The sequence below is a fragment of the uncultured Rikenella sp. genome (assembly GCF_910579375.1).
GTDB lineage: Bacteria > Bacteroidota > Bacteroidia > Bacteroidales > Rikenellaceae > Rikenella.
In genome coordinates, this window is the sequence record NZ_CAJTUJ010000049.1 from 1 (window position 1) to 12,855 (window position 12,855).

12 protein-coding genes and 1 tRNA gene are annotated in these 12,855 nt (G+C 59.8%); 5 read left to right on the plus strand and 8 right to left on the minus strand.

Features of this window, described 5'->3' with window-relative positions; genetic code table 11:
* The first annotated feature begins 50 nt into the window (after window positions 1-50).
* The 5 genes from purB to QZ302_RS05720 all read left to right on the plus strand — a co-directional run bounded on the left by purB (window position 51) and on the right by QZ302_RS05720 (window position 6,318).
* On the plus strand, window positions 51-1,412 hold the full coding sequence (purB, locus tag QZ302_RS05700) for an adenylosuccinate lyase (protein ID WP_294593501.1): 1,362 nt from the start codon (window positions 51-53) through the stop codon (window positions 1,410-1,412).
* Between the two features lie 36 nt (window positions 1,413-1,448).
* Window positions 1,449-1,613 carry a rubredoxin gene (locus QZ302_RS05705; protein ID WP_294593503.1) on the plus strand — a complete coding sequence of 55 codons (165 nt, stop codon included), beginning with the start codon at window positions 1,449-1,451 and terminating at the stop codon, window positions 1,611-1,613.
* A 203-nt stretch (window positions 1,614-1,816) separates the two neighbouring features.
* On the plus strand, window positions 1,817-2,218 hold the full coding sequence (locus QZ302_RS05710) for a DUF4834 family protein (RefSeq protein ID WP_294593505.1): 402 nt from the start codon (window positions 1,817-1,819) through the stop codon (window positions 2,216-2,218).
* A gap of 62 nt (window positions 2,219-2,280) precedes the next feature.
* Entirely contained in the window at window positions 2,281-4,935 is a 2,655-nt protein-coding gene (locus QZ302_RS05715; RefSeq protein WP_294593507.1) for a prolyl oligopeptidase family serine peptidase, read from the plus strand.
* 156 nt (window positions 4,936-5,091) lie between these two features.
* Window positions 5,092-6,318 carry a glycoside hydrolase family 27 protein gene (locus tag QZ302_RS05720; RefSeq protein WP_294593509.1) on the plus strand — a complete coding sequence of 409 codons (1,227 nt, stop codon included), beginning with the start codon at window positions 5,092-5,094 and terminating at the stop codon, window positions 6,316-6,318.
* Between the two features lie 84 nt (window positions 6,319-6,402).
* Here the strand turns inward: QZ302_RS05720 and QZ302_RS05725 are convergent, their stop codons facing one another.
* The 8 genes from QZ302_RS05725 to QZ302_RS05760 all read right to left on the minus strand — a co-directional run bounded on the left by QZ302_RS05725 (window position 6,403) and on the right by QZ302_RS05760 (window position 12,114).
* A complete protein-coding gene (locus tag QZ302_RS05725; protein ID WP_294593510.1) occupies window positions 6,403-7,035 on the minus strand; it encodes an ATP-binding cassette domain-containing protein in 633 nt (210 codons plus the stop codon).
* 11 nt (window positions 7,036-7,046) lie between these two features.
* Window positions 7,047-7,376: a hypothetical protein gene (locus tag QZ302_RS05730; protein ID WP_294593513.1), complete on the minus strand. Its 330-nt coding sequence runs from the start codon at window positions 7,374-7,376 to the stop codon at window positions 7,047-7,049.
* Between the two features lie 146 nt (window positions 7,377-7,522).
* A tRNA-Arg gene (locus QZ302_RS05735) sits at window positions 7,523-7,594 on the minus strand.
* A gap of 47 nt (window positions 7,595-7,641) precedes the next feature.
* The gene (locus QZ302_RS05740; RefSeq protein WP_294593515.1) at window positions 7,642-8,667 is read right to left on the minus strand and encodes a beta-ketoacyl-ACP synthase III; all 1,026 of its coding nucleotides are present in this window, start codon (window positions 8,665-8,667) and stop codon (window positions 7,642-7,644) included.
* A 404-nt stretch (window positions 8,668-9,071) separates the two neighbouring features.
* Window positions 9,072-10,037, minus strand: coding sequence for a phosphate--acyl-ACP acyltransferase (locus tag QZ302_RS05745; RefSeq protein ID WP_294593516.1), 966 nt, complete (start codon window positions 10,035-10,037; stop codon window positions 9,072-9,074).
* A 183-nt stretch (window positions 10,038-10,220) separates the two neighbouring features.
* Entirely contained in the window at window positions 10,221-10,403 is a 183-nt protein-coding gene (gene rpmF / locus QZ302_RS05750) for a 50S ribosomal protein L32 (protein ID WP_294593518.1), read from the minus strand.
* A 22-nt stretch (window positions 10,404-10,425) separates the two neighbouring features.
* Window positions 10,426-11,025 carry a DUF177 domain-containing protein gene (locus tag QZ302_RS05755; RefSeq protein ID WP_294593520.1) on the minus strand — a complete coding sequence of 200 codons (600 nt, stop codon included), beginning with the start codon at window positions 11,023-11,025 and terminating at the stop codon, window positions 10,426-10,428.
* An 81-nt stretch (window positions 11,026-11,106) separates the two neighbouring features.
* The gene (locus tag QZ302_RS05760) at window positions 11,107-12,114 is read right to left on the minus strand and encodes a chorismate synthase (protein ID WP_294593522.1); all 1,008 of its coding nucleotides are present in this window, start codon (window positions 12,112-12,114) and stop codon (window positions 11,107-11,109) included.
* Between the last annotated feature and the right edge of the window lie 741 nt (window positions 12,115-12,855).

The window sequence follows — 12,855 nt, forward strand, 5'->3', positions numbered from 1 at the left end:
TACCCTCCCGATAAGGTGCAAATAAACGAACAAATAAAAACAGGAAATTGATGGAATTGAATCGTTTGACCGCCATATCGCCCGTAGACGGTCGTTACCGCGGGAAAGTCGAAGCATTGGGTCGTTATTTTTCCGAATACGCCCTGATCCGCTATCGCGTGCAAGTCGAGATCGAATATTTTATCGCCCTGTGCGAGCTGCCCCTGGCCCAGCTCGCCGGGTTCGACAAAGGGCAGTACGGAGCCCTGCGGCGGATTTACGAAGACTTCAGCCTGAGCGACGCCCAGCGCGTGAAAGAGATCGAGCAGACCACCAACCACGACGTGAAAGCCGTCGAATACTTCATCAAAGAGAAGATGGACGCCCTGGGACTCGGCGATGAGCGGGAATTCGTGCACTTCGGCCTGACCTCTCAGGACATCAACAACACCGCTACCCCGTACAGCTTAAAGGCAGCGATGAGCGATGTCTATTATCCCGCCTTGGGCGAACTCATCGGCAAACTCTCGACCCTGGCAGACGAGTGGAGCGACGTGCCGCTGCTGGCCCACACCCATGGGCAGCCCGCCTCGCCGACCGTGCTGGGAAAAGAGATCCGCGTCTTCGTCGAACGGCTCGAAAAGCAGCGCGACATGCTCCAGACCGTGCCCTATCCCGCCAAGTTCGGAGGCGCCACCGGGAACTTCAACGCCCACTCCGTCGCCTATCCCGAAGTCGACTGGGTATCCTTCGCCAACCGCTTCGTGAACGGGACACTGGGGCTCGACCGGTCGCAGTACACCACCCAGATCGAACACTACGACAACCTCGCCGCCATTTTCGACGGCCTGAAACGCATCAACACCATCCTGATCGACCTCGCGCGCGACATGTGGACCTACATCTCGATGGAGTACTTCAAACAGCGCATCAAGGCAGGCGAAGTGGGCTCCTCGGCCATGCCCCACAAGGTCAACCCCATCGATTTCGAGAACGCCGAAGGAAATTTAGGCCTCGCGAACGCCCTTTTCGAACATTTGGCAGCAAAATTGCCGGTATCCAGATTGCAGCGCGACCTGACCGACTCCACCGTGCTGCGGAACATCGGCGTGCCCGTGGCCCATACCCTGATCGCCGTGGCCTCGCTGGTCAAAGGGCTCGGCAAGCTGATCATCAACCGCGACGCCATCGACCGCGACCTGGAAGCCAACTGGGCCGTGGTGGCCGAAGGGATCCAGACCATCCTGCGGCGCGAGAAATACCCCAATCCGTATGAGGCCTTGAAAGCGCTCACACGGACGAACAAAGGGATCACCCAGGCCGATATAACGGCCTTTATCGACGGACTCGACGTGACAGAGGCCGTGAAAAACGAACTGCGGGCTTTGACCCCCCACACCTATATCGGGATTTTTGCCCGAACCAAAGCGTAGACCATTTATTTTATTCACATTTAAATCTTTACAATTATGGACAGCTACAAATGCGACGTATGCGAATGGGTTTACAACCCCGAAGAAGGCTACCCCGAAGGCGGGATCGCACCCGGCACCCCGTTCGAAGAGCTTCCCGACGACTTCGAATGTCCGATTTGCGGCGTAGGGAAAGATATGTTCAGCAAAGTCGAGAAGTAGTGCTCGGAAGACCCGGTCGTCGGCCTTGCGTCCCTCGACCTCTCGGAACGACAGCGACAAAGGGAGGCCGGATCGGGCTCCCTTTTCCGCTTTTTACGGAACGGCCCGAGGGGCCCCTTTTCGCCCCCTGAAGTTTCGGGCCGAATGCTAAAATTCAGGCCGGAACGTTATATCTTTGTATATCCACCAACACGGAACACCCCATGGAAACCTTCCTGACCGTCATACTCTTCATTTTTGTGGGCTTTTGGCTGCTCGGCCTGTTCGGGCGGTGGACGCTTCGGTGGTGGCTCGCCCGGAAACAGCGCGAATTCCAGCAGCAGTTCGGAGGCGCCGACACCGCGGGTGGCGGCACAGGGCGGAACTTCGGTTCGAAAGGCTCCTTCCGCGGCTTTTACGCCAACTTCGGCAACCCCTCCGCCCGCCAGCGCCGGCGCAGGAAAGAGGGAGAGGTGACCGTCACCCGAACCGCCATGCGGAGCGAGCGACAGGTCGCCAAGAGCGTCGGTGAATACGTCGAATACGAAGAGGTCGAGAGCACCGTCTCGACCACCACCGTCGTCACCGACCGGCAGCCCGAACCCACGGACGGATCGGCGAACTGATCCCCCGCCCTGTCACGAGCCACACACTCCTCCGAAGACTTTCATCAACAACCAAACCGCATATGACCCATCTTCCTACCCGTTCCGGCCGACGCTGGGCCCTTTTGAGCCTCATCGCGCTGGGGACGTGGCAGACCGCGGCCGCACAGAAACAAGCGGCTGCCGACGGCAACATCGTTGCCATCTTCGGACAACAGAAAATCGAAACCACCGACGAAGGCGAAGTCTTCCACCGATTTCGCGACGGCCTGCTACTGCCCGGCGGCGTGGGCGGCGGCACCCTCTACAACGGACAGGACATGATCGCCTGGCTCTACGCCACCGACCGCTTCCGCACCCCCGCGGCCGGCGACAGCATCGGATACGTCTATCCGACCCAGAGAGAGGCCGTCATGGCCTATCAGTCCAACGTCGAGCGCAAGACAGCGGCGAATCGGCACTCCATGGCCAATCGGCTTCCGGCATGGGTCTGGAGTCCGATCGCGGCCGACTCCACCGGCCGCTTCCGCAGCCCGCAGATGCGTTCGGCCTACCTCTATACCGCTTACGACAGCCCCGACAGCCGGATCGCCCTGCTGGAGACCACCGGCGGCACGCGGACATACATCAACGGCGAACCGCACGAAGGGGATCACTACGACTTCGGTTATACCCTCACCCCGATTCGGCTGCGCGAGGGGCTCAATGAGTTTATTTATACCCCCGGCCGGTTCGGGCGCGTCGAGTCGAAACTCGTCGTGCCGAAGAAACCGGTGATGTTCACCCGGCGCGACATGACCCTGCCCGACCTGATCGAGGGAGAGAACGAGCCGAAGTGGGCCGCCGTGCGGGTCGTGAACGCCACCGAGAAGGCATTGCAGAAGCTCTCGATCCGGGCCACCTTGTTTGCACCGGACGGCGAACAGCTGGGCCAGCCGTTGGAGTACCGCACCGACGACGTGATGCCGCTGGCGGTGCGTAAGCTGAAATTCCGCCTGCCGGCCACCGGGAAACCCTTGCGGAACGGGCCCGTCGACGCCCGGCTGGAGCTCTTGCGCGACGGCGAACAGGTCGATACGATGACCATCGCCCTGCGGCAAGTCTCGCCGGCCATCCATCACGAGCGCACCTTCGTCAGCCGCATCGACGGCAGCGTGCAATATTACAGCGTGGCTCCCGCCCTGCGCACCGATCCGGGAGATACCGCGGCGCGGGCCTTCGTGCTGACCGTGCACGGCGCTTCGGTCGAGGCGCGCAACCAGGCGCGGGCCTACAAACAGAAAGAGTGGGCCAACATCGTCGCACCGACCAACCGGCGCCCCTTCGGCTTCAACTGGGAAGAGTGGGGGCGGATCGACGCCCTGGAGGTGCTCGCAGAGGCCCGGCGCATCTTTAAGACCGACCCCTCGCGCATCTACCTGACCGGCCACTCGATGGGTGGCCACGGGACGTGGTACCTCGGGACGACCTATCCTTCCCTCTTTGCCGCCATTGCGCCGTGCGCAGGCTATCCCGACATCGCCGGTTACGGCAGCGGGCGCGGCGATGCGGCCCACCGGCGTTCGCCCCTCTTCGAACCTTTCGAACGGGCCGCTTCCGCCGGACGGGTGATGACCCTCTCGCGGAACCTCAAGCAGTCGGGCGTCTACGTCCATCACGGGTCGGCCGACCGCGTCGTGCCGCCGGAACAGGCGCACATCATGCGCGAAGAGCTGGGACGGTTCCATACCGACTTCTGCTACCACGAATACCCCGGCGGCGAACACTGGTTCGGCGATGCCAGCGTGGACTGGCCGCCGCTCTTCGACTTCCTGTCGCGGCATACGATTCCGGCCGACAGTCTGGTGGACGAGATCGACTTCTATACCGCCTCGCCGGGCGTCTCGTCGCGCGACTACTGGCTCACCGTCGAACAGCAGGAGAGTCCGTACCGGTTCACCCGCGTGGAGGTGCGGCGCGAGGGAGATACCGCGATTCGGGTCAGTGCGGCCGAGAACGCAGCGCTGCTGACCTTCGACCTCCCGGCGCTCGGGATGAAGACCGAGCGGACGACGCTGGTTTTCGACGCCGACGGCCAGCAGCTCTCGGTGCCGACCTCGCGCCGGGCCGTCGTGGCTTATCGCGAAGGGCAGTGGCGCGTAGCCGACAGCGTCGACCGGCGGCAGAAATATGCCGGCCGGTACGGCGGCTTCAAACAGGCCTTCGATAACCGGATGGTCTTCGTCTACTCTACGGTCGGGACGCCCGAAGAGTGCGCCGGATGGCGTGCCAAAGCGCGGTTCGATGCCGAAACCTTCTACTACCGCGGCAACGGATCGGTGGACGTCATTCCGGACTACGCATACGAGGTGGCCAAGTATCCCCACCGGAACGTCATCCTGTACGGGAATTACGACAACAACTACGTCTGGTCGCGGCTGTTGAAAAACTGTCCGATCCAGGTGCGGAACGGCGGCATCTCGATGGGCGGACGATTGTACAAGGGGGATGACCTGGGAGCCTATTTCGTCTATCCCCATCCGGACTATCCGGACGCCTTGATCGGCGTGGTGACGGCGACGGGTGTGCCGGGGATGCGGGCGACGATGCCCAATAACTACATCTCGGGGATTACCGGATTCCCGGATCTGATGGTCTTCCGGGCCGATATGCTGAAAAACGGCCTGGCAGCGGTCGAGACGGCCGGCTTCTTCGATAACGACTGGTTGCTGGATGGGAAAGACCTGATTACCAGATAGTTTTTGCGGGTAAACGTATATGCGGCGGGCGCACGCTTCCAAAACCTTCGGAGCGTACGCCCGCCGCATATACGTTTACCCTAGAGATGCCGTGCCGCTGTGTCGCAGGAAATTGCTATCTTTGGGTAAGAAATCTTTTTAAACCTGTACCTGATTATGAAATTGAGACTTCGAATCGCGACGTTGCTCGCTCTGTTTTTGGTCGCTCCGGCGACCGTATCGGCCCAGCGCGAGACGACGCCGGTCGACACGCTGGCCCTGACGCCGCCGATGGGGTGGAACAGCTGGAACCAGTTCGAATGGGAGGTCAGCGACTCGCTGATTCGCGAGATCGCCGATGCCATGGTGGCGAACGGCATGCGCGATGCCGGATACCGGTATATTATCATCGACGACTACTGGGTCGGCGGGCGCGACACCAAGAACCGCCTTTTTCCCGATCCGGAGCGTTTCCCGCACGGGATGAAGGCGCTGGCCGACTATGTGCACGGCAAGGGGCTGAAGTTGGGTATCTATTCCGACGCGGCCGAGCTGACCTGCGCGGGGGTGACGGGGAGCCTGGGCTTCGAGGAGATCGACGCGCAGACCTTTGCCGACTGGGGAATCGACTACCTGAAGTACGACTACTGCCATGCGCCGACGGATCGAACGACGGCCTTTACGCGCTACAAGAAGATGGGCGACGCGCTGAAGAAGACGGGCCGTCCGATCGTCTTCGCCGTTTGCGAGTGGGGCGGTCGGAGTCCGTGGTTGTGGGCCCGGGCGGCGGGAGGTCACCTTTGGCGGACGACCTACGATTCGCGCGACGGCTGGCGGTCGGGAGACGGCTTTCTGACGGGGATTATGGATATTTTCGACACGCAGGAGGGGCTCGAGCCCTATGCCGGGCCGGGGGGCTGGAACGATCCCGACCTGCTGATGGTGGGGCTCTACGGCAAGGGGAAATCGTCGTCGCCGGACGCCCGCTTCCCGGGGTGTACGGACGAGGAGTACAAGACGCATTTCGCCTTGTGGTGCATGCTGGCGGCTCCGCTGATCGTGAATAACGACCTGCGCGATATGTCGGACTTCACGCGCGGGCTGCTGACGAACCGGCACCTGATTGCGGTGGATCAGGATTCGCTGGGGCGGCAGGGATATACCTTTATGCGTTCGGGCGAGTTGCAGTATCTGCGCAAGGAGCTGAAGGACGGGGTGGCGATCTGCGTCTTCAACCGGTCGGATGCGTCGGCTTCGTTTGTGTTCGATCCGGTGCGGGACGCGGACATTCTCTATCCGGCGACGGTGACGAATGCGTGGACGGGGCGGATGTCTAAGAAGGGGATTGTACGGGGTACGCTGCCTGCGCACGGCTGCGAGGTGTATATCTACAAGCGGAAGTAGTTCTTCTGTAGAGGAGATTTTTATTCGCTCCCGGTCAGGTCTTCCTTTTGGAGGGTACCTGACCGGGAGTTTTTTGCGGTCGAACTAATCGTTGATATATCCCATTGCCGCCAACTTCTTGTCGGAAAAGGATATTTCCGAAACATACCCGTCTTTCAGGAAACAGATGCGATCGCTGATTTGGAGCACATCCCGATAGAGATGATCTGTGATGATAAATCCCTTGCCGCCGTGTCTGATTTCATCCCGAATCAACGCTTTCAACGTCGCAATATGCAACGGCATCAACTGAGAAAATGGCTCGTCCAGCAGGCAGATCGCCGATGGCGACCGAACCATCAAATACGCTTCTATCAAACGTCTCTCTCCCCCCGAGAGGTGCTTGATCCGAGCGTCTGCGCAATGGGCCAGGTCGGGAAAATCGGCCGCAAAGGAGGCCAGATCTACCTGGTAATCGGCAAAAACCCGACGCACGGATAAATGTCCCGGGACAAAATGGAATTGCGGAAGATAACGCACTGACTCCGGGTGCTCGAAGACCCTTTCGAAGGATTGCCCGTCCCATCTGACGTGCCGGAATGTTCCTCGTCGAGTTCCGTAAAGCATTTGCAAAAGAGTCGATTTCCCGCTGCCGTTCAACCCGAGCAGGGCAACCACTTCGCCTGTACGCACCTGCAAATAGGCGTGTTCTAAAATCGTCCGGTCGCCGATCTGCATCCGGGCGCTGTCTATCTCCAAAAGGTGTCCCATTCCGGCAGTAAATTAGCGGCGATCAATAACAAGACAAAGACGAAGAGGTCGCAAAATTCGTAAAAGGCCCACAGCTTCAGCTTGGACAATCCCAGATTGTAATAGTAGTAGTATTCTCGCTGTTTGAGGCGATTCACGATATAGTAAACGATTGCGGCCGTCAGGAGTTTGAAATAGAGTAAGGGAGTCAGAATACCGCTTCCCCATCTGTAAAACAACCACCCGCAGCACACGCTGATACAGCTGCCGGTAAAATAGAATGATCGGAGGAAGGTGTAGTATATTTTCAACCGGTGGAGAAGGGGCATACGAACTGTTGTTTGAAACAGAGGTTTTTGTCCTGATGATAACTGGATCTTATCGGAGCCGCGATATCGGCATCCGGGACAGGCTCCGAGGCTTCGTGAAGACCTTCTCCCATAAAAGAAAAGACGCCCGAATCGAGCGTCTATCGTAGCCACAACAGGACTCGAACCTGTATTTAAAGTTTAGGAAACTTCCGTTCTATCCCTTGAACTATGCGGCCGTCACGCGCGGAGCCTCTCCCGCGTGCGAGAGAGGCTCGGATAGGCGTTATTTCCGCATCGTCCCTCCGTCGTACGCCCACCGCAGATAAACCGCTCCCCAGGTGAATCCCCCACCGAACGAAGCCAAGATAAGGTTATCCCCCTTCTTCAATCTGGTCTCGTAGTCCCACAGGCAGATCGGAATCGTAGCTGCCGTGGTATTCCCGTACTTGTGGATATTAACCATACACCGTTCCGCCGGCAAACCCATCCGATTCGCAGTGGCGTCGATGATTCGCTTATTGGCCTGATGCGGAACCAGATAGCGCACGTCTTCCGCAGTCAGATGGTTCCGTTCCATGATCTCGACCGCCGTATCCGCCATATGCGAAACCGCTGCCTTGAACACCGGCTGCCCCTCCTGATGCACGTAGTGCCACTTGTTATCGACCGTCTCATGCGATGCCGGATAGCATGATCCGCCCGCCTTCAGATAGAGGTGTACGGCTCCTGCCCCGTCCGAGTGCAGGCTGGCGTCGATCAACCCCAACCCTTCGGTGTTCGGCTCCAGCAACACGGCTCCTGCCCCGTCGCCGAAAATCGGACACGTCGTCCGGTCTTCGTAGTCGATGATCGCAGACATCTTGTCCGCTCCCACGACGATCACTTTCTTGTAAGTCCCCGCTTCGATAAACTTCGATGCGGTGGTCAGGGCGAAGATAAACCCGCTGCAAGCGGCCGAAAGGTCGAAACCGAAGGCTTTGGTCAACCCGGCTTTGTAGGCGATCAGGTTGGCGGTGCTCGGGAACGACATGTCCGGGGTCACGGTGGCGCAGATAATCAGGTCGATGTCTTCCGGATCGACTTGGGTCTTCTCCAAAAGGTCCCGCACGGCGCGCTCGCCCATATACGAGGTGCCTTTCCCTTCGCCTTTCAAAATGTGACGGGTCTTGATCCCGATCCGACTCATGATCCACTCGTCGGAGGTCTCTACCATCCGGCTGAGTTCTTCGTTGTCCAAAATGTATTCGGGCAAATATGCGCCGACGCCGGTGATGGCGGCTGTAATCTTCTGATTGCTGGTCTTTACCATGCTACCTCTTTTACTGCATTCTATTTCTTTGCTCCTTTAGCGGGAGTGAACTGTTCTTTTTGTGAACAAAAAGAACCAAAAAAACTTCAGACGGATGCTGACGCATCCTCCCGCTGCCGGCGGCCCTGTTCTCGGATCTTCTTTGGGCCGGGAGTTGTAGCGCGCTAATGCGAGCTAAACTTTGGGCGCGCTACAACCCCGACCCAAAAGCAGTCACGAAGACTGAGGACTGCGGAGCCTGAGGAGTAGCGTAGCTGTCATGAAAGTTCTTTGGGTACCTTTCTTTCAAGAAAGGTACGGTTCCGTCCGGGTTAGGAGCAGACAATAGAACGATTAAAAAAATAAAAAGGGTTTCGAGATCAGGTATAGAATGAATCGTTATCCCTTGTGAACGTGTAAAGGGATTACCTGTCGAAAGCCTTTTTAAACTGCGATACCATGTCCGTGCGCGCCGTGCGTTCGGTCAGTCGTATCATATTTTCGATCGCCTTGGCGGACGAGCAGCCATGGCCGATAATTACTGTCGAATTGATCCCCAGAACCGGAGTCCCTCCTACGTTTTCGTAGTTGAGTCCTTCGACGAAAGGATGGGTCTCTCCTCCTCCTGCGCCCGCCCCCGTCATAATCAGATGGAATCCTTCGAGCATCTTGATCACCGTGTTGCCTGCAAAGCCGTCGCAGACGATCACGTCCGCCACTTCGCCCGTCATCAGGTGCTTCCCTTCGACATTCCCCACGAAGCGGTAGTCTCCCGCCGCCGCGCGTTCCGCCATCAGCGGATAGGTGGCTTTGGTCAGCAGATTTCCCTTTTCCGGCTCTTCGCCGATGTTGAGCAAGGCGACTCTCGGTTCCGGAATCCCCAGCGTCTCGCGAGCGTAGATGCTGCCGATCATCCCGTATTGTGCCAGGACTTCCGGTTTGCAGTCGGCATTCAGCCCGACGTCGAGAATCAGAACATCCCCGCCCCGTGCATTTTTGCAGACGGTCGCAATAGCCGGCCGGATCACGCCTTCGATCTGTCCCACCACCTGCATGCAGCCCACCATCATGGCGCCGGTGCTTCCCGCGCTGGCGAATCCGGCGATGTCGCCGGTGCACAAGTGTTTGAATCCGACTACGATACTGGAGTCGCTCTTCTGCGTAAAGGCTTTGACCGGGTGGTCGCCCATTTCGATCGTTTCGGAGGTGTGGACGATCTCCACGCGGGGATCATCCGCCACGCCGTGCGTATCGCAAGCCCGGATAGCTTCGCGGTCGCCGAAGAGCACGAGGGTCGTGTCGGCCGACAGATGCGGCAAGGCCGCATAAGCCCCTTCCACAGTCACCTGTGGTGCGTAGTCGCCGCCCATGGCATCGAGGCCTATTCTCATAATCCGATGACGTTAGGTTTGGGGACGAAAGAGCGCGGGTACACCCGTGTCGTTAGTGGAGAGGGGCCGGTGGCTCTTTGTCCGGAATAGCGGTGGCAATCGGAGTTGCCGGTGTGATGGAGGTGGTGTGCGCAGCAGGGTGCCGACGAGGGTGCCAGTCTGCGCGGAACAACAAGGGGGAAGCTATTGTCCCTTAACGTCCATCGCTTTTTTGCCGCGATAGAAGCCGCATTCCGGGCAGACGCGGTGGAACAGGATCTGTGCACCGCAGTTCGAACAGGTCGCCAAGGTCGGCGCAACGGCCTTATAGTGAGTTCTTCTCTTGTCCCGACGGGTCGATGAGACCTTGTGTTTAGGATGTGCCATTTCTCTTGATTTATTTCGTTGTTTATTTGTCTTCTTTGGGTTTCAGGTCTTTGAGGGCGGCGAAAGGATTGCCCGCTCCGTCCCGATCCGTATCCGTCCCTCCTGCCAATGCGTCGAACTCCTCTTCGGAAACGATCCGGAACCGCTTGAGCATCTCCTGGTTGCAATCTTTCAGCTCCGGGTGCACCCGCTGGAACGGCAAGGAGAGCATAATGCTCTCGTAAATATATTGTCCGAGGTCCAGCGTCGCCTCTGCCGGCGAAATCCACAAGATATCCCCGTCGCTGTTATTAACCTCGCGATGCGCATCCCCGGAGTACTGTTCCCCTTCCGGAATGGTGTCGCTGATCTTGACTACCGGTTCGCCTTCGAAATGCACCGGGCATTCGAATTCGTCCAGACAACGGTCGCAGGTCAACCGCACTTCCGCGTCGATTTTCACGCGGAGTTCGATCATCGAAGCATGCTTGGTCGCCTCGACCTCCGCCATACCTCGCCCCTGCGTAATCTCCGACTCGGGCCAGCGGGCGAAGAAACGGTCGTCGATCGGGAAGGTGTAATGGTACCTCTCCCCGGTCTTAAGGCCGTGAAAATCTATGCTATATCTTGCCTGTTCGGTCATCGGAGGTCTACCCGGTATCGGGCAAAGGTAATCATAAATTCGCAATCCGCAAGCGGGGGCCGCGATTTAGCGTGCTCGGGGTCACTCGCTCCGCCGGTCGCTGGCGGCGGCGATCAGCGAGAGGTCGTACAGCACGATGGCGGTCATGGCTTCGGCGATGACTGGTACGCGCAGGGCGATGCAGGCGTCGTGGCGGCCGCGCACGACGAGGGGTTCGACGCGCTGGTCGCCGAAGTGGTAGGTTTGTTGTTCGCTGGAGATGCTGGAGGTGGGTTTCACGGCGATCCGGAAGCGGATGGGGTTGCCGTTCGTGATGCCGCCGTTGATGCCTCCGGCGTGGTTGGTGCGGGTGGTGCCGTCGGGGGCGAGGATCGGGTCGTTGTGCTGGCTGCCGCTCATCCGGGCGGCGTCGAATCCGGCGCCGAATTCGACGCCTTTCACGGCGGGAATGGCGAACAAGGCGTGGCTGAGCACGGATTCCACGGAGTCGAAGAAGGGTTCGCCCCAGCCTGCGGGGAGGCCGGTGACGGTGCCTTCCACGATGCCGCCGATGGAGTCCTGTGCGGCGATGGCGCGTTCGAGGGCGGCGTCCATCTCGGCGGGGTCTGTGCAGCCGCCGATTTCGACGAGGCGGCTCTCGATCCGGATGCCGCTGGGGGCCAGTGCTTTCTTGGCGATGGCTCCGGCGGCGACGATGCCGAGGGTGATCCGACCGGAGAAGTGGCCGCCGCCTCGGTAGTCGTTATAGCCGTGCCATTTCTGGCGGGCGACGAGGTCGGCGTGGCCGGGACGGGGTTGGGTGACAAGGTTGGCGTAGTCGCCGGAGCGGGTGTTGCTGTTTTCGAAGAGGATGGTCAGGGGGGCGCCGGTGGTATGGCCTTCGAACAGGCCGGAGACGATGCGGGGCTGGTCGGCCTCTTTGCGCGGGGTGGTTCCTTTGGCTCCGGCGCGCCGGCGGTCGAGGTCGGGTTGCAGGTCGGCTTCGCTCAGGGCGAGGCCGGCGGGTGCGCCGTCGATGACGATGCCGACGTTCTGGCCGTGCGATTCGCCGAAGATGGAGAGGCGATAGATGCGTCCGAAACTGTTCATATGCTGTCTGTTGCGTTTAACGGGTTCTGTTGCGTTCGGGGTCTCGGGTGGCTCGGGCGACGAGGTTGGCGGTTCTTCGTGGAGTGGTGCTATTTGTTCTTAATTTAAGCAATTCGCAGCCAGCGGAGGCGCAATCGAGGTTGCGAAAGTGTAATCGCCTTAGCGAGCCGAAGTCTGCGGGGCCCCAACGAGCATCGCGAGTTGTGGGCCTCCCGAGGGGAGGCGTCCGGCCCGCGCGATTCTGCGAGTCGCAGGAGCACAGCTATTCGTCCTCGGTGCGCCCCCCACGCGCCGCTGATGCGTCGCTGCGCCCGAGGCCGGCGACCTAAAGGTCGTAACAATTCCGGCACCAGCACCGACCAATTCTGTCGGGTTCGGGCTGCGCGCTCCGGGGGTGGGCCAAAGGCCCAGCGCGCAGGCCCGGCGGTTCGAAGAACCGCAGAAGCACAGCATTTTCTGTCGGATTCGTCCTCGGCGCGCCCCCCGGCGCCCGCCTACGGCGTTCGCTGCGCGCCGAGAACGGCGATTCCTCTCAGAATCGCGCTACTCGCTCTTCAAGCGGTCGAAGCCTGCGGGGCCCACAGCAACGTCAGTTGCGGGCCTCCGCTGCGGGAGGCTTCGGCCCGCGCGCCTCTAAAGGGTCGCAAGCATTCAGCCTAACTCACTGCCCAATCCACAACCTAAATCTGTCGGGTTCGGCCTGTCGCCCACTCCCCCGAGCGGCAAAGCCGCTGGGCAACA

Coding starts and splice junctions, on each gene's coding strand:
- purB (WP_294593501.1), top strand. CDS start 51: ATGGAATTGAATCGTTTGACCGCCATATCGCCCGTAGACGGTCGTTAC.
- QZ302_RS05705 (WP_294593503.1), top strand. CDS start 1,449: ATGGACAGCTACAAATGCGACGTATGCGAATGGGTTTACAACCCCGAA.
- QZ302_RS05710 (WP_294593505.1), top strand. CDS start 1,817: ATGGAAACCTTCCTGACCGTCATACTCTTCATTTTTGTGGGCTTTTGG.
- QZ302_RS05715 (WP_294593507.1), top strand. CDS start 2,281: ATGACCCATCTTCCTACCCGTTCCGGCCGACGCTGGGCCCTTTTGAGC.
- QZ302_RS05720 (WP_294593509.1), top strand. CDS start 5,092: ATGAAATTGAGACTTCGAATCGCGACGTTGCTCGCTCTGTTTTTGGTC.
- QZ302_RS05725 (WP_294593510.1), bottom strand. CDS start 7,035: ATGCAGATCGGCGACCGGACGATTTTAGAACACGCCTATTTGCAGGTG.
- QZ302_RS05730 (WP_294593513.1), bottom strand. CDS start 7,376: ATGCCCCTTCTCCACCGGTTGAAAATATACTACACCTTCCTCCGATCA.
- QZ302_RS05740 (WP_294593515.1), bottom strand. CDS start 8,667: ATGGTAAAGACCAGCAATCAGAAGATTACAGCCGCCATCACCGGCGTC.
- QZ302_RS05745 (WP_294593516.1), bottom strand. CDS start 10,037: ATGAGAATAGGCCTCGATGCCATGGGCGGCGACTACGCACCACAGGTG.
- rpmF (WP_294593518.1), bottom strand. CDS start 10,403: ATGGCACATCCTAAACACAAGGTCTCATCGACCCGTCGGGACAAGAGA.
- QZ302_RS05755 (WP_294593520.1), bottom strand. CDS start 11,025: ATGACCGAACAGGCAAGATATAGCATAGATTTTCACGGCCTTAAGACC.
- QZ302_RS05760 (WP_294593522.1), bottom strand. CDS start 12,114: ATGAACAGTTTCGGACGCATCTATCGCCTCTCCATCTTCGGCGAATCG.